Origin of the sequence: Lysinibacillus sp. LK3 (assembly GCF_001043675.1) — a bacterium.
GTDB classification, from domain to species: Bacteria; Bacillota; Bacilli; order Bacillales_A; family Planococcaceae; genus Lysinibacillus; species Lysinibacillus capsici.
Genome location: NZ_LDUJ01000021.1, coordinates 239,814 through 263,200, shown reverse-complemented (window position 1 = coordinate 263,200; position 23,387 = coordinate 239,814). Strand labels below are relative to the sequence as shown.

The following is a 23,387-nucleotide window of genomic DNA, read 5'->3' as shown; positions in this document are numbered from 1 at the left end:
ATATATTTAAATTTACATGCAATCCTTTTAGACAAGTTAAGTACTATTCTAATAAGATTACTTGAGCAGCTGCGTATTGCTTAGAATGCGTAATACTAACAAAACCATTGACAAGTTCATCCTTAAAATATAAAACAGGATTGCCAGCTGCTCCTTTTAACACTTCCAAATCATGAAGCTTACATTGTTCCCCAAGCCCTGTTCCCAGAGCCTTCGAAAATGCTTCTTTTGCAGCAAATCGCCCAGCTAAAAATTCTATTTTGCGAGTTTCCGAATAACCATCAAATATTTTTTTTTCATTTATCGTTAAAATGCGGTCTTTAAATTTATCTGTTCGTTTCATAGCCTTTGCAATACGATCAATCTCTACAATATCGAGGCCAATTCCCTTAATCATGTGAACCTTCTCCTTTACCTATTTCCAACAAGGCATGTATAATAATTGTAAATTGAGGTGGAGCCATGTTTAGTAGAACGGAAAATTTTAAGCAATATACAAAGTATTACCCTGTTGTTTCAACTTTAATAGCAATAAATCTTACTCTTTATGTATTGTCTCTCATACCCAGCATAGGAACACTCTTGTGGAATTACGGAATCCAAGCAAATTTCCTGATTCAAAGTGGTGAATGGTGGCGTGTTTTCTCTGCCATGTTTTTACATGCAGGTTTTATGCATGTGTTTTTTAATATGTTTTCCTTATATCTCTTTGGACCAGAGCTAGAAAAAATCGCAGGGAAAGCACGTTTCATTACAATTTATTTAGTATCAGGTATTGTAGGCAACATGGCAACCTATATATTCTATGATAGTAGTTATGCGAGCCTTGGTGCAAGTGGGGCTATTTTTGGAATTTTTGGTGCATTTGGGGCATTAGTTTACTATACTCGACGTACAATGCCCATGCTTCGTAAGCTCATTTTACCAATCATCGTCATCAGTGTCATTATGACCTTTCTCCAACCAAATGTGAATGTCTTTGCTCATTTAGGCGGTCTAGTAACCGGATTTATCCTTGGACTTGTCTATTTACATCCAAAAAGAATTTTAAGCTGGCGCAAACAAAAGATGGCTGGTAGACCATAACATTAAAAAGAGGAGCTGCTCACCTATAGAGCAGCTCCTCTTTCCTTACAATGACCTCCATTATAAAACCACTGTAGCTTCATTTGACATCTTTATTTTTTTCCATTCAGTTGCTGTTAAACCATAAACAACCTGATCTACGTAGTGATCATATAGCCACTCAGCATCCCTTAAACGCCCTTCTTCATGAAAGCCCAATACCTTTGGGATTGTACGACTACGAATATTACCAACTGCAACACGCACTTCTATACGATTTAACTTTAAATAATTAAAGGCAAAATCAATCAATGCTTTCATGGAATTCGTAACGAGCCCCTTTCCTACAAATTCATTCCCTAGCCAGTAGCCAATACTTGTCCATTTATGTTGCCAGTTGATTTGGTGATAGCCGATAACACCGGCAAGCTTTCCACCATAGTAAATCCCTGCTTGTATGCCATTGTGATCAGCATATTGTTGCATAGCATTTTTTACGAATTGCTCAGTATCCTTTACTGTTTTGACATCATCTACAAAGGGCAACCATTCACGTAATGTATCCCTTGAACGGTCAGTTAAAGCGAATAACTCTTCTACATCACTTAAATCCAAAAGCTTTAAATAAGCGCTTTCATTAATGTCATATTTAAACAATGTCTCCACCCCTTTTGTTCTATTTATTTTATTATAAACAGCATCTCTATTTATTTATAGTTAAAAAAGCTAATCCTTCCATAAAATTGAAAGGATTAGCTTTTTAGTTCATTAATGTTCGTACCATGTTAAGATCGTCTCGGCATCTTGTTGCTCTAAGCTGGAAACACTCCCCGTTGTACCAGTTGCTCCTGACATGACGGTTGCTTTTACAGACATAACATTCTTTCTTTTTTGAAAGTATGATTGTGTACTTTCAATAGATTGAATTCGCTTCTTCTCCATGATTAACGTAATTCGACTAAACACACGATACTGCATAGCCAGTTGCTTGCCATCTATTTGATAGCCTGCTGTTTTATGTTGCCAAATACCAAGTAACATTGTTAATGGAATTAACAGCAACGACAATAGCCCGTATGGATAAAAGAAATAGATAGATGCACCGATAATCGGAACTAGCCAGAAAAAATCAATGCGATAAAAAAATGGTCTTGCCCTTTTTGGTGAGCGAGTAAATGTAGGCTGCCAATTCATTTCTGGGAAAAGCTGTTCTAATGTTTGCATACAATCCGGCTTCTTAATAAGTGGAAATAGCGTAATTTTTTTATCATTTCCATTTTCACCATTACCACCAGCACTTTCAACAACCACTGTAGCATAGCCTGTTAACTGACGTAGTGGATTTTCCACAATACGAATTGCCTGAATTCGATTCAACGGCAAAGTAATACGCTTTTTTTCTAACAGTCCCTTTGTGATAATCAACTTTTCTTCCTCAATGCGGACAGTGTAATCATAATAATTTATCAGTGTGATGACCACTGATACAATCCAAGCAACAATTAAAACAACCATCACCGTCAATGCCACTAAAAATGCGCCGATTTTCACGAAATCAGCTAACTCATGAAATACAGTTTCATAAGGAATAATGTCGGAAAATTGTGAAGCAACGGCTGCAAGACCTGATAACACAACACCAATTCCACCAGATGTTGTTGCTAATACTAGTAAATCTCGCATGGACATATGGTAAATCATCGGAGTTGGTATAGCTTCCTCTACAACCTGCATTTGATCCTGTTGTTGAACTGCTTCGTTTTTAGCATGACGCATTTCTAATTCAATAACATCTGCTGCTGCTTTGCGAATGGCTGTCAGCTCAACCTCAGGTTTTCCCCCTTTACTACCAGCAGTCTCCACCTGAACTTTCACTAAACCAAAAATACGATGAAAAACACCTTCATTGTAATTCAAACTTTGAATACGTTCAAAAGGGATATAACGTTTCTTTTTAACAAATAATCCATATGTCACACGCAACTCCCCATCTTCAAACCAGTAAACAAATGTCCGCCACTTTATGATTCCTCCCACGAGCGCAAGAAGTGCTGCTACTCCCCATACACCGAAAAGTAAAATGGTTTCAAAAAAATGATCACTACGAAAATTCAAAGAAAAATTAAAGCCGTTACTTATGATAATAATGGCAATTGGTAATATCATACTTTTCAATGCTTTTACACTCGTTATAATTGCAGACACTGGGTGTAAACGATTAATTTCCTTAGACATCATCTTCAGCCACCCTTGCTAAATCAGAAATACGCGCACGCAGTACGTCTGCTTCATCCATAACAAGTGCAGGAATCGTATGTACAGTTGCAGCTGTAGAAATAGAGATATTACCTAAGTCGTATTTTTTTAATATCGGCCCTTGTGTTGTATCAACATGTTGCACACGTACCATTGGAATTAATGTGCGTTTCACAACAAATAAACCATGTTGTACTTCGATTTCATGCTCTCGAACTTCATAGCGCCATCTTTCCCATCTTATTTTCGGGAAAATAAAAATAGATAATATCGCACTTAGTAAAACAATTGCACATGCTATGAAGTAAATAAATGAAGGCCATTCAAAATAATAAGTACCATAGCTTACAAGTCCTGCTACAACTAACAGCACCAATGTTTGTATGACTCCATATAAACGCCACACTGTTAGCCCTTTACGAGAAATTTGATGAATCGGTTGTGCTCTCATTGTCGTTCCCCCTCTTTCTTCATTAGGTGTATACGAATTCACTCACCTTTTTGTTTCAACTATAGCCGAAAAAAACCTTACAGCCATCATGACTGTAAGGTTTACTGTAAAAAATTAAGCGTATTTCGTCTAAAATTATCCTTCGTGACGTCTTGGAGAACGAGAACGACCTTGTCCACCTTCACGACGTCCGCCTTCACGGCGTCCACCCTCTCGACGGCTACTGCTACTGCGACGCTCTCCACTGCGAGCATTGTCACGACGTCCGCCGCCAAAGCCACGGTTACCACGGCCACGATCACCGCCACCACGGTTATTGCTAGAACGTTCACGACGCATTGGTAATGGACGTTCTTCTGTGATTGTTACTGGTGTATCGTCTGGCTCTCTCGTTAATGAACGCAGAGCAGCTGCAACAACATCAACAGCATCATGATTGTCTAATAATTCTGCTGCAAGTGTACGGTAATCACCTAAATTGTTATTAGCAATAAGACCTTCCAGTGTTTCAACAGCTAAGCGTTGTTGACCTTCTAATGCTTCGTCCGTTGTTGGTGGGCGAAGAGGTGTCATACGTTTTTTCGTAGTTTCTTCTACAATACGTAAGTAACCCATTTCACGTGGTGTTACAAATGTTACGGCAAGACCTGATTTACCCGCACGACCTGTACGTCCAATACGGTGAACATATGATTCAGGATCTTGAGGAATATCAAAGTTATAAACGTGTGTCACACCAGAAATATCAAGTCCACGAGCGGCTACATCTGTCGCAACAAGGATATCGATTTTATTTTCTTTAAACTGGCGTAATACTGAGATACGCTTCGCTTGGCTTAAATCACCATGAATACCTTCAGCTAAATAGCCACGAATAGATAGGGCCTGTGCAAGCTCATCTACACGACGTTTTGTACGACCAAAAATAATAGCTAGCTCTGGTTGGTGAACGTTTAATAAACGAGATAAAACATCGAATTTTTCACGTTCAGCAGACTTAACAAAATATTGATCAATATTATCAACAGTTAGTTCTTTAGCTTTAATTTTTACAATCTCTGGATCACGCATAAATGTTTCTGCAATTTTACGGATTGCTGGTGGCATCGTTGCTGAGAACAGTAATGTTTGGCGCTCAGAAGGTACGTTTTCTAAGATTGAATTAATATCATCGATAAAGCCCATGTTTAACATTTCGTCTGCTTCATCCAATACTAATGTTTGAACATCTTCTAATTTTAACGTACGACGATTAATATGATCAATAATACGACCTGGCGTACCAACAATGATTTGAGGTCTATTTTTCAGTGCACGAATTTGACGGCCTATTTCTTGACCACCGTATACTGATAATAATTTTACGCGTTTGTCATAGCCAATTTTATAAAGCTCTTCTGAAACTTGAATCGCTAACTCACGAGTTGGAGCAATGACTAATGCTTGAATATTAGGGTTTTTTGGATCGATTTTTTCAATTAGTGGAATCCCGAAAGCGGCAGTTTTACCAGTACCTGTTTGTGCTTGACCTAATACATCACGGCCTTCAATCGCAAAACGAATAGTACCTTCTTGGATTGGTGTTGCTTCTTCAAATCCCATACGCTTAACTGAGCGTAAAGTAGATTCGCTAATATTTAATTCTGAAAAATTTGTCAAACTTCTCAATCTCCTTTTTTTCCTTTTAAGTTGACAAATGGTTACATTTTCAGATGAAGTTGTCGGCAAATTCGAGCCTGTGTAGTGGAACGTTTCCGTTACTTAAAAATTTTCTCTACATGATAGTCCATATAGAGCTCTCTTATATGAAAAGGAAAGCCCGGTCTTTACCGAGCGGTTCGATTCTGTCGTAATTTTTCACTTTAGAATAAAACCGTTGTGTTCAAAAAAAAGTACTCTTCAACCAAATATGAAGAGTCTTCGCACAAAATGTATCCATTGCTTACACTAGTCTAACATGGCTTTAAATCCTATGCAACGATAACGCATGAGTCGTAATAATCTGACTACTTTATTTGTCTTTTAAAAACATTAAAACCTGTGGAAACCATTCAGAGCAATCTTCCTCAAAACATATATGGTGCTTGCCATTATCAGAAAAATACAAAACCTTGTCTGTAGAGGCTAATTCATCAAAAAGAAATTGAGCCGTGTGATAAGGCACTATCCCATCCAACTTCCCCTGCACAATATATACAGGAATTTGAATATGCCGATAATACGGCTCCACCATTCTAACCAACTTCATAAATTCTACTGTTGAGGCAAGTGGCACATTGTTAAACTTCTGATGGTATCGTAAATAGAGTTCGTTATTAGTCAAATTATGGTGATAGGCTTCAGTAGCTAACATTTTAAAATCTTTGACTAGCTGTTTAGGGCTCACATACTTTGCAGCAGCACTTAGTAATACAAGCTTTTTCACTTTATAGCGTTTAGCTAAATATAGCGCTATAATTCCTCCCATTGAAAAGCCAACAACGATTACCTCGTCAACTTTTTTTGCCAACGATCGGAAAGCTAATTCGGCATCCATTAACCAGTGTTTCGCCTTAAAACCACTCATATGTAATTCTTCACCATGTCCAGACAATGTTGGCTCTTCAATTATCCAATCTGTATGTGAACGTAAATAACTTGTGAATGGCTTCACCTCATATGGTCCACCTGAAAATCCATGAATACATAGCACACCTACTGACAAATTCTTCACCTCATTTAACAAAGATAAACCTACACAAATAAATCGGTGAGCGTTTCTCTCACCGATTCATTGCTACTATGACGTAAATGCCTTTAAGATTGTCTCTAATTTCATACCACGTGAACCTTTAAGTAAAACAATAGATGATTCATTCGCTTGTTTTAGCTTTTCAATAATAGCCGTATAATCATCTTCTGTATACAATAAACGTTCAGCCTCAAAGCGCTCTTTTAATATTTTGTAAAGATATAGCATCCGAGGGCCAAACAAACAGACATTATCAATTTCATCCTCATTAATATGCTCAACCAGACCCTCATGGAAACGTTGCTCATTTGGTCCAAGCTCTAGCATATCTCCTAACACAAGCCATTTTTCAGGTCGAATAGTTGATGTAGCCATAAATTGAATTGCAGCTTTTACAGAGGTTGGAGCTGCATTATAGGCATCATTGATAAATAGAGCGCCATTTGTTCCTAGTACCTGTTGCATCCTCATATCAGTTAATACGACATGCTCTAAGGATGTACGTATTTGTTCATTGCTTAAACCTAGCTTATGAGAAATTAACATGGCCACAAGTGTATTTTTTACTTGATGCTTGCCAAGCACTGAAATAAAGAAATCACCCTCGATCAGACCGTGTGTAGTGAAGTGGCTGCCATCAGCGTTAGCATGAATATTGTCAGCGTATAAAAGATTATTGGATTCTAACCCGAACGGCACTGACTGTAATTGCTGTTCTTTTGCCACTAATTCCTTGAGCAAAGGTTCATCACCATCATAGAATAATAGACCATCTTCTTGCATTCCTTGAATAATTTCAAACTTAGCTTTTGCAATACCTGCACGTGACCCCAAATCCTGCATATGGGCCTCACCAATGTTGGTAATAACCGTCATATGTGGACGAGCAAGCTTCGTTAAAAACTCAATTTCACCAAATCCACTCATGCCCATCTCAAGGACAGCCACATCTGTATCTTCATCAAGCTGTAAGATAGTAATAGGCAAGCCCAATTGATTATTAAAGTTCCCGATCGTTTTTTGTACTTTAAAGAATGGAGCTAGTGTTCCCGCTAAAATATCCTTTGTTGATGTCTTACCATTTGAACCTGTAATGCCTATAAATTTTGCTTTATGTTCATTACGATATGCTCTAGCCATTTCTTGCAAAGCTAATTCTGGATCATCCACAAACAACAACGGGTAACCTTCTGGTGGATTCGGCTCATCCTTTTGCCAAAGAGAAGCTCCGGCACCTTTCTCAAATGCCTGCATTACAAACTTATGCCCATTTGTATGCTCACCACGAAATGGAACAAATAGGTCTCCTTGTTGAATTGTTCTTGTATCAATAGAAATTCCTGACACAACAGTGTCACCCAAAGCCGCCATATCCTCATTTAACCATGCAGCTAATTGTTTTAAAGTTTTTTTCACGATAATCCCACTCAGTCTTTTTTATAGTGAAGCTGTTGTTTTTCTTCATAGCGTTCAATTGCTAGGGTAATTAAACGGTCAATCAGCTCTGGATAACTCACATCTGTATGCTGCCATAATAATGGATACATACTTACAGGCGTAAAACCTGGCATTGTGTTTACTTCATTAATGTAAACGTTATTTTCAGTTGTTACAAAAAAGTCCGCACGAACTAAGCCGCTACCATCTATAGCCTTAAATGCACGCTTTGCCAGTTCTTTTAAGCTTGCCACAGTTTCTACTGGAAGCTCAGCTGGAATAATAAGTGCTGTAGAACCGTCCTTATATTTAGAATCATAATCATAAAAATCAGTAACGGGTTTAATTTCTCCTGGCACTGATACTTCAGGATAGTCATTTCCTAACACCGCTAGTTCAACTTCACGAGCGACAATTCCCTGTTCAACAACGATTTTACGATCATATTGTAAAGCAACCTCAATTGCTTTTACCAATTGCTCGCGATCTGTTGCCTTGCTAATCCCAACACTTGACCCTAAGTTTGCAGGCTTCACAAACATTGGCCAATTCAGGTTATTTTCACAGCGTTCAATGATTGCGTGTTGCTCATTCTTCCACTCACTACGAATAAAATACGTATAGGGCACTTGAGGTAATCCAGCAATTTCAAATAATTGCTTCATTACCACTTTATCCATTCCAGCAGAGGATGCCAATACACCATTTCCTACATACGGTAAATTTAGAACCTCAAGTAAACCTTGCACTGTTCCATCCTCACCATTCGTACCATGTAACAATGGGAAAATGACATCAAACTTTACCTCATTGCCATTTTTATCAAGCAAAAAATCAGTGATATTATTTTCTAAAATTGTAGTATTATCACCAAATTGTAGTTCTTCTATTGCACTGACGGGTTTTTCTAAACGCTCTCCACGGCGCCATTCCCCGTCAGTTGTAATGAAAATCGGATATACTTCATACTCCTCGAAATTCAAAGCTCCTGTGACTGCACGTGCTGTCGATAACGACACTTCGTGCTCCGCTGACTTTCCGCCGTATAATAAACCGATTCTTTTTTTCATTTTTGTGCCCTCCACATACTTCTTGAGTACTATTAGTTTATCATGAAACGTCTTGACAAATGACATAAAAATCTCACCGTATTTTTAACGGTGAGATTTTGCGTGTATAGTTCTTCGATTATGCCCCAGCATCAATACTTCCTGCTATTAAATTGTACAGGAATAATGCAACATAAATATTGTCTACCAACATCTTAGTTCTTTGATTGCGTCACCATGAAGTTTAAATAATATAGATTAATTCATCATGCTCTGTTTTTAAAATCGTATTTAAGTCATCCCAAACTTCGTCAGGAAAAGAATATTCAGACAGATTGCGAACTTCTATTCCATACGCTACTTTTGGTTTCTCAATCCGATACAAAGATAGTAACGCTCCATCTTTCGCAAAGGATCGGTAAGAACGTAAAAAATCTGGTGATATAGCGGGAATACTCGCTTTTACTTTTCGACGCCAAAATCCAGTGCTGCGTTCCTTTTCACGAATTAAACTATTAAAAACATTGGCAACCAATAAATCCGAATCACTTAAATGACGAAAATAAATTTTAGTCATTTTCTCTAAGTCTGAAGAATAATAGACGAATCTATTTTGTAATTTATTAAAAAATGCTGACGTAATTGGTTCTTTCTTGTGACTTATGTACAGCAATTCTCCTTGTTCCATCGGTGTTAAATGATCTAGCCTCTTCTCGTCCATAAAATCTACCCAGCATAATTCTTTAGATTCAGCAGATTTTTTCACAAAACGAGGAACATCTTCTTCTAATACATATTCAAATTGTGTATGCATATTAAAAGAACCGTCTTCATAGGAATGTTTTAATAACAGTAAGTGATGTAGTGGTTCAAGTGCAGCCACAAATTGCGAGAATTTTAACCCGCTAAATATAACAAATTTATCGACATCATTCATATGAACATAAATATGATACATAAAATCATCAGCTGACTTTAATTTTTTAGCCACAACCATCACCCCATTCTTCACTACATTATAAGACTAAACATGATTTTTTTGAAACATTTTATGTTAATTGTCGTCACTACTATATACGCAGGCATAAAAGTAATTTTTGCGTTATAATTAGGAATGTTAAACATGCATTTGCATATAAAGTTTAGATTACTCAATGAGTTCAAGTATTTGCTTAAAATTCCATTGACAATATTCAAAGCAAATTGCAAGCTTATCAATAGATATGAGCTATTTTCACACCACTGCTGGTTATTAATTTGCTTTCTTCTTTGACCAAGTATAAACGAAATAGGGAGAATCGCATCACATTTACTCATATTGAGATACTATTTTAATTTTAGGTGGCTTTTATGGAAAATAAACGAAATTTCGCAAATCGTTTTGACTGGACACTTGCATTTATACTCTTCACTTTTCTAGTCATTAGTTTGTTAGCTATTGCATCTGCCCAAACTTCAGGACAATATGGCATTAACTACGTACCAAAACAAATGCAATGGTATGTGATTGGTGCAGTAATTATTGGTATAGTCATGTTTTTTGAGCCAGATCAATATAAAAAAATGTCATGGTATATGTATGGAGCAGGGATTGCCTTACTGGTACTGCTTATTTTTATGCCAGAAGGAGAAGGTCAAATCGGTGCACCCGTTAATGGTGCTAAAAGCTGGTATCATACGCCGATTGGAAATATTCAACCTTCTGAGTTTATGAAAACTTTTTACATTTTAGCACTAGCTCGATTAATTAGTAAGCACCATGAAATTTATTCATTACGATCAATTAAAACAGACTTTTTGCTACTAGGTAAAATCGCTATCACCTTAATCGTACCATTAGCTATTATTTTAAAGCAGCCTGACCTAGGCTCAGCACTTGTATTCTTTGCCATTACGGCAGCACTTATCATTGTAGCAGGTATTTCTTGGAAAATCATTCTACCAACATTTTTAGGTGGCATGGTAGCAGGCGGTACCCTACTGTGGATGGCACTCTATATGCAGGACTTTCTAGAAAAAACATTTGGTTTTAAGGCCTATCAATTTGCTCGTATTTATTCTTGGCTAGACCCCTATTCCTATTCATCCAGTGATGGCTATCATTTAATTACCTCTTTAAATGCCATTGGATCAGGTGAAATTTTTGGTAAGGGATTTAGAAATCGTGAAGTATATGTAGCTGAAAACCATACTGATTTCATTTTTACAGTTATCGGCGAGGAATGGGGCTTTATTGGCGCTAGTATTGTTATTTGTATTTTCTTCTTATTAATTTATCATTTAACAAAGACAACCCTATTACTGAAAGATCCCTTCTCGACCTATGTATGTGCTGGGATTATTGCTATGATTACCTTCCACGTTTTCGAAAATATTGGTATGACTATTCAATTATTACCTATCACAGGTATTCCACTTCCGTTCATTAGCTACGGAGGAAGTTCACTTATGGGGAATGCTTTAGCGATTGGGCTAGTCTTTAGTATGCGATTCCATTATCGAACGTATATGTTTACCACACATGATGAAGATGAATAACTATAGAAAAAGGGAAGTCTCGCGTATTGAGACCTCCCTTTTTCTATTGGAAACGAGTTAAGCTTGAACTTGCGGAGTTTGCGTTGGTGGTGTTAGCACTTTTAAAAGTTCTAGTCGAGACTTTGTTACAGTGGCTGTTACACCCAACTTAGATAAATTCGAAACAATCTTTTTCAAATCTACTTCTTTTGTCATACATTCCACCTCAATCTTTCCTCGATTTTATATAACGTTTTATTTACGAAAAAGTTTCATTTTTCTACGAGTATGATGTCTGACAAATTTATCATACCATTTAACTTACCTTTAAAATTTTTCAATTTTGTTACATTGTAAATTTTTCACATCATCAAACTTTTCCATCAAACATATTTAAATTACCCAAAATGGCTACATTTTATTCAAAAATCAGAACATAGATTTAAAATATCTAAAATACTTCATTTCTTTCTTTACTAAATTGTTCCACTTTATTCAAGCTTCCCCTCCCCTATTGTTGTAATCGCAAGAACAAGAGAGGTAGAATATACATATTGAAATATCGTATGAAAGCAGGGAACAGTATGAAAAAGGCTATTTTACTATTGATGTCTGTTCAATTCCTCGTTTATCTAGGGTTCGGCATTATTATTCCCGTCTTACCAGAGGTAATTGTGCAGCAAAATTGGCATGATCTCCACGTGGGTGGTTTATTGACCGTTTATTCACTTGCAAGTTTTTTCACAGCACCGTTATGGGGTATGCTATCAGATAAGGTAGGGCGAAAACAACTAATCCTTACTGGTCTAATTGGCTTTAGCCTTAGTTTTGTTATTTTTTCACTATTTATAGATAACCTAGCTATATTGTATGTTTCACGTATTATTGGTGGTTTATTTTCAGGTGCATTATATACAGCAGTAACAGGATTTATCGCCGATATATCTAGTGAAGAGGATCGCAATAAGTATATGGGCTTTATGGGCATGTCCATTGGTCTTGGGTTTATTTTTGGTCCAGCAATCGGGGGAATGCTAGGCCATTATAGCTTGCAGTTACCGTTTACTGCATCAGCATCATTAATTGCACTATTATTTATTTATGCAAGTTTCGTCCTAAAAGAACCTAAAAAACGAAAAGATTCAAATAAACGTGCTATAGTGCCAAAGGGTGCTGCAACAATGTTACAATTCCGTGTGCGCTATCTATTTATGTTTTCTTTTTTAGTAACTTTTATGCTAGCTGGCGTAGAGGCTACATTTCAGCTATTTCAAATCGAAAAAATTCACATTACACCATTACAAATTGGTTACTTGTTCATGTTTAGTGGATTTGTCGATGCTGCTATTCAAGGAGGGGTCGTTCGACGCATAAAAAATGGCAGTGAAACGACATGGTTAATCGGTGCACAAATTGTAACTGCTATCGGCATGCTTTTATTTACATTGACAGCTAATCTTTTTATCGCTGGGCTTGCCCTTTGTGTCTTTACAGCAGGTAATGCACTTGCAAGAACATGTGTTGTATCACTCTCCTCTAAAGAATCTGGAGGACAATATGGAACTGCCGCTGGACTGTCCTATTCAATGGATAACTTAGGACGTATTCTTGGTCCACTCTTTTTTACATGGTTATTTACCGTACAAGCAAGTCTTGGTTATTATATTTCGGCTGCAATAGCCATTCTTTCTATAAGCCTAATCTTTATATATAAGGCATCCCGTAAATCATTACGTCTTCCGTAAAATATAGTAGGTTGCATTTTATAAATTTCTAACTATTAGAGAATTACTAATTAAACCATGCGGATTATTCCTATATATCAAAGGGATAATCCTTTTCCATCTTCTTTCCGCATTTGAAGTAGGCTATACTAAGTATGTTATTAACAATACAAAGGCAGGTGTAGGAATGAGCATTTTTACAGATATAGAATATTTAGTTCCTTTAACTTTGTTTTTTAATATTTTATTAGCCATGACCATCATTTTCTTAGAACGTAAAGATGCTACCTCTACATGGGCATGGATCCTCGTGTTATTTTTCCTGCCATTAGCTGGATTTATTTTGTACTTATTACTTGGAAGACAATTACGAAGAAAGCACCTATTCCGTTGGGAAGGACGCAAGGATATTGGGATTGATAATCTGATTACCTATCAGATGGAAGCGATTCGTGATGAAACGTTTGAGTTTCGTATTGCTAATGCAGAAAATTATCAAGAGATGATTTATATGCACCTCAGAACAAACAATGCGGTCTTAACACAGGACAACCATCTGGATATTTTTGATGATGGTGCCGATAAGTTTGAGCAGCTCCTTAAAGACATTGAAGCAGCTAAAGATCACATTCACATCCAGTATTATATTTTTAGACTTGATGACTTAGGTACACGTATCGTCAATGCATTGATAAAAAAAGCAAAGCAAGGTGTTAAGGTGCGTCTTCTCTATGATGAAATGGGATCACGTAATGTTAAAAGACGCCATTTTAAAGAGTTGCTGCATGCTGGTGGTGAAGTAGAAGTTTTCTTCCCATCCATTTTGCCACTTCTTAACCCTCGTTTAAATTTTAGAAATCACCGAAAAATCGTTGTCATTGATGGTCGAATTGGCTATATTGGTGGTTTTAACGTCGGTGACGAGTATTTAGGTTTACAAAAAAAGTTTGGTTATTGGCGAGATACACACTTACGTATTGAGGGTAGTGCCGTACATCCTTTGCAAACACGCTTTTTACTCGACTGGAACCAAGCTAGTGCACAACAAAAAATGGGGTACTCTGATCGTTACTTCCCTGCTATCCCGAAAAAAGGTGATGTGGGTTTACAGATTGTTTCAAGTGGACCAGACTCAGACTGGGAGCAAATAAAAATCGGTTACTTAAAGCTTATTAATATGGCTCAAAAATATATTTATATTCAAACACCATATTTCATCCCAGATGTTAGTTTTTTAGACGCCATTAAAATTGCCACCTTGTCAGGCATCGATGTACGCATAATGATTCCTAATAAGCCTGATCACATGTTTGTATATTGGGCTACTTATTCTTATGTGGGTCAATTATTACGTGCTGGAGCCAAAGTCTACATCTATGAAAAGGGCTTTATCCATGCTAAAGCTATTATTATTGATGACGAGGCTTCCTCTGTCGGAACAGCGAATATTGATGTACGAAGTTTTAGTCTAAATTTTGAAGTCAATGCCTTCATATATGATGCAAATATATCGCACCAATTGGCAGAACTGTTTGAGAAGGATATTTTTGATTGTACGGAATTAACATGGGAAATGTATAAAAACCGTTCAACACTGATTAAATTTAAAGAATCTATTTCCCGTCTATTAACACCCATTTTATAAAAATAAAAAGGAAGAGAGCCTGTTCACAGAATGGCTTCTCTTCCTTTTATTATTTTACGCCTAAATATTCTTCCAACGTAATGTTTTTCTTTGTTATCTCTTTTGCAATCTCTTTGCCCACATAACGATAGTGCCATGACTCATACATATAACCTGTTATCTCTTCTTTGTTTTGAGGGAAACGCAAAATAAAGCCATACTCCTGTGCATGTGCAAATAGCCATTGCCCTGCTGGAGTTTCCCCAAACTCTTCTGTCAGCCACACATCTTCTTTTCCACGCTCTCCTATATCAAACGCTAAGCCTGTTTGATGTTCTGAGTAGCCAGGACGAGCACTATATCGATCTGCCGCTGCCTGTCCATCACGTTTAACATAGTTATCATAAAGGGTTGTTTGATATTCAAAAGATCGGTAGCCACTAAATGCAACTAAATCAAATCCTTGCTGCTTGGCAGCTGCTAACATTTGATTTAACGCTTCTCGTGCTTCTGGATTTTCTTCAGGTGCAAAGGTAGATGGAAGCGGATAAATTTTATTAGCTAACAGAATACCATTGATATAGGTTGGTTCCGTAGGTAATGTTTGATTTGGAAGATACCCATTTTCGTCTGGTTGTTGCTCTGGCTTTGCAGGAGTTTCAGTATTGTCTGGTTTCTCTGTTGCAGTAGAATCTTGTTCAGTTGTTTTGTTTGTTTCTGTTGTTTTTGGCTGCTCATCAGATGCACTATTTACTTGATTATTTTTATAGTTATAGACTACAAAAATTGCTACAATTAACGCGATAGATATGAAAGCACCAACGATAAGCGGAAGACGATTGTTTTTCACTCTTTATACCCCTTTTAAAATATCAGGTATCTAAAAGGATATTTAAAGCATTTCACCTTGAAAATACCTATTTTATTGTATTACTAGTTATAATCTTATTTTAGCACTGTTCACATTTTCAGGTGTAAATTTCCCACGTAAATATTCAATTAATCTGTAAGAACGATGACAAATACTACTATAGATGCAATTGCGAAAAAAACTGCCATATACTGCATCCATTTTGCTTCTTTTACATAACCTTGCTCTTTAAAGCTTTTTGCTCTAAACCCATTTGATAGGGCAAACATGATCGTCATTGCAAGTACGGCAAAATTAAATTTCCCCATAATAATAAATACAAGTGCTGCAATACTAAAAATTGCGACAAGAATAGATGATAGCCATTTTTTGTTCATCTTGCTGTCCTCCTAAAAAAATCGAGGCAGCAAAGGCGCCTCGACATCAATCAATTTATTTTTTTGCTTTCTCAGGATGTTCCGAATAATATTTACGCCCAATATATGTTTGAATAATCAACAATGCACCACTGACAGACCAATACAAAGGCAGTGCTGCCATAGAAGACATGGAGATAAAGACAATCATAATTGGTGAAATATAAATAAACATTTTCATCTGCGCTTTTTGTTGCTCAGGTACCGTCCATAAAGATACACGAGCCTGGATTAGGTAAACAATCCCTGCAACAATAGTCATTACGATATCAGGTGAACCTAAGCTAAACCATAAAAACTCATGGGATTTAACATCGGCAGAATACAAGATCGAGAAATACAGACCCATAATAATCGGCATTTGAATTAACATCGGTAAACAACCCATATTAAGTGGATTAATGCCATGCTTTTGATATAGAGCCATCATTTCTTGTTGATATTGCGTTTGCTCTTCTTTTGTCTTAGCTTCCTTCATTTTTTTCTGAACGGCTTCCATTTCAGGTTTAAAAGCATCCATCTTCGTTTTCATTAATTGCTGTTGACGATAGTTTTTTAGCATAATCGGCATTAATACTAAACGAATTAGAACAGTAATCGCAATGATTGCTAAACCATAGCTCCCTGAAAAGATATCATTCCCGAAAAACTCCAATAAAAATTCCATAGGTTTTACAAAGATACTATAGAAAAAACCTTCTTTGTTTTGCACAGCTTGACAGCCACTAAGAACAAAAACGGCAATACCAAGCATTGAAAATAGCTTCAAATTTTTCATTTTTCCACCTACTATTATTTATCAACTACTGTGAAGTATACCTTATAGGGTCTCTCTTTATCAAATAGCAAGTGCTACTTATTCCTTAAGCTGGTTCCTCAGATGATTCATCAAAAAAGATGCGAGCTTTAGCAACGCTAATATGTTCGCACCTTCTCATTTTCTATGCTCAAAATCTACACATTTTGTAATTCAGCTTCTGCCATTTCAAAACGATAAAATTCATGATGAAGCTCGTCTCTAAAATGTTTTGGCGTAACTCCAGTATATTTTTTGAAAATACGAGTAAAATAACTTTGATTACAGAAATGGAATTGATCTGAGATAGAAGTAATACTTTTGTTTGTATGTCGTAAGTAGTATTGTGATTCTTCTACACGTCTAACATTTAAATACTCAACCAATGTAATACCCACATGTTCTCTAAAAATACGTGATAAGTGACTAGTACTTATATGAAAGTTATTTGCTATACTTTCAACAGTTAAATCATTTTCAAGCTCGTCATTTATATACATTATCACTTTGTTAACAGTTTGATGTCGGAAAGTCGGTTGTTTGCGATCTGCAATAAAGTAAACAAAGAAATCAATTAAATCATCAGCAAATTGTAAAAACTCTGCGTCTTTCATTTGATTTTCTATCATATCGTTACACGCAATATTGAAAGCAAATGCTTTTTTCGAAGGTACTTGATTGTCCAGCAATTTACGAGCAACAATTGATGACAAAACAGAAAAATAACTTCGAACGATTTTAATGACCTGTTTGCCAAAACGAATTGAGAGAATATCAATTAACTCATGCAAAGATTTTTTCGCTTTTGCAGATTCTAAATGGTAAATTTCAAAAATTAATTTCGACTCAATATTAAAAAATTCTTCGACACCGATATATTGATTAATATTATCGATTTCTTGGAAGTATCTTTTGGATATCGTTTCTGACATAGAATGTTGATGTAGTTGCATAATCTTCCCCATCTTTCCTCAGAGTGCACGAATTGCATGACAATATTTGACATCAATCCCGACGAATTAAAAATAAGAAAATAGTATTTACTTATTCAATATAAGAACTGAGTCCTATTTCACAAATTTTATTAACAAATAAATCAAAAATAACCCTACTAAAACACCAGATATAAAAAAAATAGACTATACAGTGAATTTTACCATATTCTGCGATTTCCTTTCAACCACATTTTAATTGCTACTCTAGTTCTAATTTATCACATATGCATAGTAGAAACCTCGTAAACTTATTCCTAACAATTAAATTTTACCATATACATATCAAAATAAATTAGTCATTTTATAAATTTATTTACAAATTATACAAAACAACTTACATCATTCTAATGGATCATTCGACATTTTTCTATTTTATTCCTAAATCTTCTCTATATAATTTATATGAATATGTAGTAAAATAGATGATAATACTATTTTTAAAAGTTTAGACGAGGTGTTTAAAGTGGATCCAAAACAAATAGAAGAGATCATGGAAATTATTAAGGAATTCTTCCCTGAAAATACGTCCATCGCTATCTCTGATACAAATGAATATTTGTATTACCAACCAAGCAAGAAAGTTGATTTAAAAATTAAACCTGGTGACCCTATCAAAGAAGGTTCAGCCGCACACAAAGCATTAAGCTATGGTCAAAAAATCAGCTCTTATATCGAACCTGATGTCTTCGGTGTCGCTTATTATGGCATGAGTATTCCTTTAATGGAGGAAGGCGAAACAAAAGGAGCTATTACTGCTATCTTCCCGCAAAAACCATCAGCATTCTTAACTAACTACATTACAATCAAAATTGATGATTGCTGGTACCCAATCAAACATGATCAAGTTATTTATTTAGAAACACAACTCCGTAAAACATTTGTTAAAACAATGACACGTGAAGGTTATCACCGTTTAAACTTAAGTGATCTAGAGCTATTTTTAGCACCTGACTCATTTATTCGTTGTCACCGCTCTTATATCGTTAACATTGACTACATCGATGAAATTCAACCAGATTCACACTCAACGTTTTTATTAATTATGAAAGATGGTACACGTATTCCTGTTAGCCAACGCTATGCAAGCTATTTCCGTCGTTCTTTAGGTTTCTAATTTGTATGAACAGCGAGCAATTTTTATAATTGCTCGCTGTTCTTTTTTGCGCACAAATCCGCCTCATTTACCTCAACATTTAACTATTTTTGCACTATTTTTAATATAGAAAACAACTATATTTATACAGCTCTACAATAAAACGTTTTCTCTGTCGAAAAATCATCTTAATGCTCGATTTTCCTTTTTTTACTCAATTTAATGCTAATTCTAAAGTTTTTGTGACAATTTGGTGATAGTATTATTCAAATGGTTGGAGTCATACTACAACTGAATAAACAGAAAATTCTTAAATGTTTTTTCTAGTTTTGTAATCGGTTTCCATCAAAATTATTTAGGGGAGGATTTTTTTATGGATGCAAATGTTCAAAAACGGCTAGGTTTAAAAGAACTTGAGAGTAAAATTGTAACTGCTGAAGAAGCAGCAGCACTTATTTCTAATGGTGATGTAGTTGGGATGAGTGGTTTTACTCGTGCTGGGGATGCAAAAGTTGTTCCAATGGCATTAGTTGAGCGCGCAAAAAATGAAGAATTCAAAATTGATGTATATACAGGTGCATCATTAGGACCAGAAGTAGATAAGTACTTAGCAGAAGCTGGTGCCATTCGTAAACGTGGACCATTCCAGGGTGATGCGGGTATCCGTAATTTAATTAATTCTGGGGATATCTTATATGTAGATGCTCATCTTTCTCATAATGCTGAGCTAGTGCGCCAAGGAATTATCGGACCAATCAAGTATTTAATTCTTGAAGCGGTTGCTATTACTGAAGATGGTTTAATCATTCCAACAAACTCTGTAGGTAACTCACCTATCTTTGCAGAATATGCAGAAAATATTATTATCGAGTTAAATATCTCTCATCCAGAAGCTTTAATCGGTATCCATGATATTTATGTACCTGGAGAACAAGGTAAACGTGAAGCTATTCCAATGACAGATGCTATGCAACGCCTTGGTGATATTGGTATCAAAGTAGATCCAGCTAAAATTAAAGCAATTGTTATTTCTGAAGAGCCAGATGCTCCTTCATTAATCGTACCTCCAGATGAAGAAACACAAACGATGGCAAACATTTTATTAGACTTCTTCCGTGATGAAATTAAAGCGGGTCGTTTAACAAATCAATTAATGCCATTGCAATCTGGTGTAGGTTCTGTAGCAAACGCTGTACTTGATGGCTTTGCAGATTCAGAATTTGAAGATTTAATTGTTGCATCTGAAGTACTTCAAGATGCTGTATTTAACTTAATCGATGCTGGTAAAGTTAAATTCGCTGCTGCAACTTCAATCACACTTACTGAAGAATTACAGCAAAAAGTTTATGGTAATTTAGAAAAGTATGCTGATAAAATTTGCTTACGTCCACAAGAAATTTCTAACCACCCTGAGCTTATCCGTCGTTTGGGTCTAATCTCAATCAACACAGCTCTTGAGTTAGATATCTATGGTAACGTTAATTCGACGCATGTTTCTGGTACTCGTATGATGAACGGTATCGGTGGTTCAGGTGACTTCGCACGTAACGCACGCCTTGGTATTTTTGTTACAAAATCATACGCAAAAGGTGGAGCAATTTCTTCTATCGTGCCAATGGTATCTCACGTTGACCATACAGAGCATGACGTTGATGTTATCGTTACAGAACAAGGTATTGCTGACTTACGTGGTCTTGCACCAAAAGAACGTGTACCTTTAATTATTGAAAACTGTGCACACCCAGATTACAAAGAACAATTATGGGATTACTATAACCGTGCAGTTGAAGCAACTGGCAACCACCAAACTCCTCATCTGTTAGAGGAAGCACTTTCTTGGCATGTAAATCTTGCTAAAAACAAAACAATGAAAAAAGAAGTTGCAAAAGCTTAATTATTAAATTCTTTACGTCTAATAAGTTAATACTTATTAGACGTTTTTTTATACGTGAAAGCAAAAAACAAGTGAGAAGTATTATCGATTGGAAGATGCTATAATAGGACTATATTAATCTTATTGACTATAATGTTCTATTTCATCGGAGGAACCATGAAGAAATTTATCTATGCTATTATTTTCTTTTCGTTTTTCGACCTTTTTACCCAGCTTCCTGTTATGAGTACTTATGCTGAGTCTTTAGGTGCATCGGCATTCCTCACTGGTCTTGCAGTGGGTATGTATTCGCTTTCCAATACATTCGGTAATATCATTTCTGGCTTCTTAACGGATCGCAAAGGACCTTTCATCATACTCATAATAGGTCTTCTAACAACAGGTCTATCATTAACATTTTATAATTTAGTAGAAGAGCCCATTGCTCTATTAATTGTACGTTTTATCCATGGCCTTGTTGCAGGCTTCATTGTTCCTGCTGCCTTTACATTTCTAGCGAACGCTACAGAGCAGGAAAAAAGAGGTAAAGGCAGTGCTATTTCTGGCGCCTTTGTTGGTATTGCAGCCATTATAGGCCCTGCATTTAGTGGCATTTTAGCTAGCCGGACAAGTGTACCATTTGTTTTCAATATCACAGCAAGCTTTATGCTTCTGCTAGGTATCCTTGCGTTCTTTATATTGAAAGCAAATCAAGTAAAAAAAGAGAAGGCTAAACCAGGTAATTATATTCCGATCAGTGTCTTTTTTAATAATACAGGAACATTAAAAGCCTTTTTAGGAGCCTTTTTCTTAATGTTTTCTCAAGGGGTTATTGCGTATCTACTCCCTCTTAAAGTACATTCCTTAGGCTTCGACTCTCGTTTAAGCGGCACTTTAATGAGTACATTTGGTATTATTGCAGTTCTTGTTTTCCTATTACCTACTAATCGTATTTTTGATAAGGTTAATCCACTCAAAACATTGTCTTTTGGTATAGGTTTAATGGGAATAAGCCAGCTATTAATTAGCCAAGCAAATTCTAGCTCTTTACTCTATACAGCAATGGCTTGCTATGGGATCGGATTCGGTTTCCTATTCCCTTCGGTAAATTCGCTGCTAATTGACTCTACAACTGCTGAAGTACGAGGAAAAGCTTACGGCTATTTCTACGCGTTTTTCTCTCTAGGTGTAGTTATAGGCTCTTCTTTATTAGGTTGGCTATCACTTGGTACTGTCAGTGGCTTTGCATTTACTGGCTTTGTATTATTGCTCTTTGCAGGCGCAATTCTTATCCCACACAAAAGACCTTCTCATGCTTAGATGAGAAGGTTTTTTGTTTACTTTTCCTTTTCTTGAATTTCTTCATTATAGAAATGGACACCAGTATGTCCTCCACCTTCAGCTACCATTTCATTCGAGGCAATTTTAGTTGGTGAAGTACCAGCCTCTGTTGCTACCTCTGTTGCTACACGTTCTGCAATATTGTCATGCATATCAGGACCTGTAGTAAGATACGACTCTAATTTTGCTTTCATACTATTAAACATTGTTAGTGCTTTATCACGATTCTCTTTTTTACTGAAATAAGATGCTGCTAGTCCTGCTAATCCTGCAACGACAACACCTGTTCCTTTTCGTTTTGCCATAGTTTATAACCTCCTAAAAATATAGAAACTAGCTCTGTAGTATAGTTTTTCCCTATTCTTAAAAGAATAAACATTATTTTTTTATACCCTCTAGCATATATATTAATGTATGGATAAATACTTGCCCTTTTATCTAGTAAAAACTCCGTCAATCCATTGTAGTTCGTCTAGTTTTTAATGCAGACAATCTCACTCTATTTCCTATTAAAGCCCAGTTATCGTACCCTTATTTTTAGCATTCGTCAAAATTTTGTAACTATTTATGATTATAAAAGGCAAGTAAAGGGAATTAATGAATTAATACTAAAATAGGAGAGTGGTTAAAATGAAAGATTTCGATTTAGCATACGATTGGATAGATATGGCTTCATTAATTGGCGGGGCTGGCTTCTTAACAGTACTAATTTATAGTGTCATTCTATTATAAGGAGCTATTTACATGATTTGCTCTAGCAATTAAAAGGCAATCCGCTTAATTAAAAGCAGATTGCCTTATTTTTTATTGTTTTACATCATTGTATGCATCTGACTTTTCAAATGCTGCCACCACATAGGAACAAACGGCCTTCATTTTATAACCATTTTCGCGTGCATACGATGCTGCTTGATCGAGTAATTGTTTGGCCACACCTTGACCACGGAGCTTATCAGATACATATGTGTGATCCATTACCATTACTGAGCCATTTTGCTGCCAAGTAATTTCTGCTAGTTTTTCCCCTGCTTGCTCATTCAAAAATGCAAACTTATTTTCTGCTAATTGTTGTAATTGGAATTCCATTTCTCACCACTCCTTTTATTCATAGTACCATAGCTTTTTATATTTTCACAAAATTTGTGTAC

At 36.1% G+C, this 23,387-nt stretch carries 23 protein-coding genes; 7 read left to right on the top strand and 16 right to left on the bottom strand.

Going from position 1 to position 23,387, the window contains the following annotated elements:
* Positions 1-43 precede the first annotated feature (43 nt).
* Positions 44-397 (bottom strand): holo-ACP synthase, encoded by a 354-nt coding sequence (gene acpS / locus VK91_RS16285; protein ID WP_048394281.1) that lies wholly within the window; start codon positions 395-397, stop codon positions 44-46.
* A gap of 65 nt (positions 398-462) precedes the next feature.
* On the opposite strand from acpS, the gene VK91_RS16280 reads away from it, so the two are divergent.
* Positions 463-1,086, top strand: a complete 624-nt coding sequence (locus VK91_RS16280) for a rhomboid family intramembrane serine protease (protein WP_048394279.1) — start codon at positions 463-465, stop codon at positions 1,084-1,086.
* 60 nt (positions 1,087-1,146) lie between these two features.
* On the opposite strand, the gene VK91_RS16275 is transcribed toward VK91_RS16280, so the two are convergent.
* The 8 genes from VK91_RS16275 to VK91_RS16240 form a co-directional block, all read right to left on the bottom strand.
* Complete coding sequence (locus VK91_RS16275; RefSeq protein WP_048394277.1) at positions 1,147-1,722, bottom strand: GNAT family N-acetyltransferase; 576 nt, start codon at positions 1,720-1,722, stop codon at positions 1,147-1,149.
* A gap of 111 nt (positions 1,723-1,833) precedes the next feature.
* Positions 1,834-3,300: a PH domain-containing protein gene (locus VK91_RS16270; protein WP_048394275.1), complete on the bottom strand. Its 1,467-nt coding sequence runs from the start codon at positions 3,298-3,300 to the stop codon at positions 1,834-1,836.
* On the bottom strand, positions 3,293-3,772 hold the full coding sequence (locus tag VK91_RS16265; RefSeq protein ID WP_004232029.1) for a PH domain-containing protein: 480 nt from the start codon (positions 3,770-3,772) through the stop codon (positions 3,293-3,295). The genes VK91_RS16270 and VK91_RS16265 overlap by 8 nt, the downstream gene beginning before the upstream one ends.
* A 135-nt stretch (positions 3,773-3,907) precedes the next feature.
* Positions 3,908-5,431 carry a DEAD/DEAH box helicase gene (locus VK91_RS16260; protein ID WP_048394273.1) on the bottom strand — a complete coding sequence of 508 codons (1,524 nt, stop codon included), beginning with the start codon at positions 5,429-5,431 and terminating at the stop codon, positions 3,908-3,910.
* Between the two features lie 352 nt (positions 5,432-5,783).
* The gene (locus tag VK91_RS16255) at positions 5,784-6,476 is read right to left on the bottom strand and encodes a carboxylesterase (RefSeq protein ID WP_048394271.1); all 693 of its coding nucleotides are present in this window, start codon (positions 6,474-6,476) and stop codon (positions 5,784-5,786) included.
* 75 nt (positions 6,477-6,551) lie between these two features.
* Positions 6,552-7,919 (bottom strand): UDP-N-acetylmuramoyl-tripeptide--D-alanyl-D-alanine ligase, encoded by a 1,368-nt coding sequence (murF, locus tag VK91_RS16250; protein ID WP_048394269.1) that lies wholly within the window; start codon positions 7,917-7,919, stop codon positions 6,552-6,554.
* 11 nt (positions 7,920-7,930) lie between these two features.
* Complete coding sequence (locus VK91_RS16245) at positions 7,931-9,010, bottom strand: D-alanine--D-alanine ligase (protein ID WP_048394267.1); 1,080 nt, start codon at positions 9,008-9,010, stop codon at positions 7,931-7,933.
* Between the two features lie 223 nt (positions 9,011-9,233).
* A complete protein-coding gene (locus VK91_RS16240) occupies positions 9,234-9,986 on the bottom strand; it encodes a hypothetical protein (RefSeq protein WP_048394266.1) in 753 nt (250 codons plus the stop codon).
* 353 nt (positions 9,987-10,339) lie between these two features.
* Between VK91_RS16240 and VK91_RS16235 the strand changes: the two genes are divergently transcribed.
* Positions 10,340-11,527: an FtsW/RodA/SpoVE family cell cycle protein gene (locus VK91_RS16235; protein ID WP_036079404.1), complete on the top strand. Its 1,188-nt coding sequence runs from the start codon at positions 10,340-10,342 to the stop codon at positions 11,525-11,527.
* 57 nt (positions 11,528-11,584) lie between these two features.
* On the opposite strand, the gene VK91_RS22945 is transcribed toward VK91_RS16235, so the two are convergent.
* Positions 11,585-11,722, bottom strand: a complete 138-nt coding sequence (locus VK91_RS22945) for an Lmo0850 family protein (RefSeq protein ID WP_004232019.1) — start codon at positions 11,720-11,722, stop codon at positions 11,585-11,587.
* A gap of 368 nt (positions 11,723-12,090) precedes the next feature.
* Here VK91_RS22945 and VK91_RS16230 point away from each other — a divergent pair, with 368 nt between their 5' ends.
* Both VK91_RS16230 and cls read left to right on the top strand, forming a co-directional pair.
* Complete coding sequence (locus VK91_RS16230) at positions 12,091-13,251, top strand: MFS transporter (RefSeq protein WP_048394263.1); 1,161 nt, start codon at positions 12,091-12,093, stop codon at positions 13,249-13,251.
* Positions 13,252-13,417: 166 nt separating this feature from the next.
* Positions 13,418-14,875: a cardiolipin synthase gene (gene cls, locus VK91_RS16225; RefSeq protein WP_048394260.1), complete on the top strand. Its 1,458-nt coding sequence runs from the start codon at positions 13,418-13,420 to the stop codon at positions 14,873-14,875.
* 49 nt (positions 14,876-14,924) lie between these two features.
* Here cls and VK91_RS16220 read toward each other — a convergent pair whose 3' ends face one another.
* The 4 genes from VK91_RS16220 to VK91_RS16205 all read right to left on the bottom strand — a co-directional run bounded on the left by VK91_RS16220 (position 14,925) and on the right by VK91_RS16205 (position 17,890).
* Entirely contained in the window at positions 14,925-15,704 is a 780-nt protein-coding gene (locus VK91_RS16220) for a D-alanyl-D-alanine carboxypeptidase family protein (RefSeq protein WP_048394259.1), read from the bottom strand.
* A gap of 149 nt (positions 15,705-15,853) precedes the next feature.
* Positions 15,854-16,102, bottom strand: a complete 249-nt coding sequence (locus tag VK91_RS16215) for a hypothetical protein (protein WP_048394257.1) — start codon at positions 16,100-16,102, stop codon at positions 15,854-15,856.
* Positions 16,103-16,157: 55 nt separating this feature from the next.
* A complete protein-coding gene (gene yidC, locus VK91_RS16210; RefSeq protein ID WP_004232011.1) occupies positions 16,158-16,919 on the bottom strand; it encodes a membrane protein insertase YidC in 762 nt (253 codons plus the stop codon).
* A 176-nt stretch (positions 16,920-17,095) separates the two neighbouring features.
* Positions 17,096-17,890 (bottom strand): helix-turn-helix transcriptional regulator, encoded by a 795-nt coding sequence (locus VK91_RS16205; protein ID WP_048394255.1) that lies wholly within the window; start codon positions 17,888-17,890, stop codon positions 17,096-17,098.
* 505 nt (positions 17,891-18,395) lie between these two features.
* Between VK91_RS16205 and VK91_RS16200 the strand changes: the two genes are divergently transcribed.
* The 3 genes from VK91_RS16200 to VK91_RS16190 all read left to right on the top strand — a co-directional run bounded on the left by VK91_RS16200 (position 18,396) and on the right by VK91_RS16190 (position 22,218).
* Positions 18,396-19,046 carry a LytTR family DNA-binding domain-containing protein gene (locus tag VK91_RS16200; RefSeq protein WP_004232004.1) on the top strand — a complete coding sequence of 217 codons (651 nt, stop codon included), beginning with the start codon at positions 18,396-18,398 and terminating at the stop codon, positions 19,044-19,046.
* A gap of 352 nt (positions 19,047-19,398) precedes the next feature.
* Entirely contained in the window at positions 19,399-20,919 is a 1,521-nt protein-coding gene (locus tag VK91_RS16195) for a succinate CoA transferase (RefSeq protein ID WP_004232003.1), read from the top strand.
* 156 nt (positions 20,920-21,075) lie between these two features.
* Positions 21,076-22,218, top strand: coding sequence for an MFS transporter (locus VK91_RS16190; protein ID WP_048394254.1), 1,143 nt, complete (start codon positions 21,076-21,078; stop codon positions 22,216-22,218).
* Positions 22,219-22,235: 17 nt separating this feature from the next.
* On the opposite strand, the gene VK91_RS16185 is transcribed toward VK91_RS16190, so the two are convergent.
* Together VK91_RS16185 and VK91_RS16180 are read right to left on the bottom strand one after the other, a co-directional pair.
* A complete protein-coding gene (locus tag VK91_RS16185; protein ID WP_004232000.1) occupies positions 22,236-22,544 on the bottom strand; it encodes a hypothetical protein in 309 nt (102 codons plus the stop codon).
* A 499-nt stretch (positions 22,545-23,043) separates the two neighbouring features.
* Entirely contained in the window at positions 23,044-23,325 is a 282-nt protein-coding gene (locus VK91_RS16180; RefSeq protein WP_009370656.1) for a GNAT family N-acetyltransferase, read from the bottom strand.
* Between the last annotated feature and the right edge of the window lie 62 nt (positions 23,326-23,387).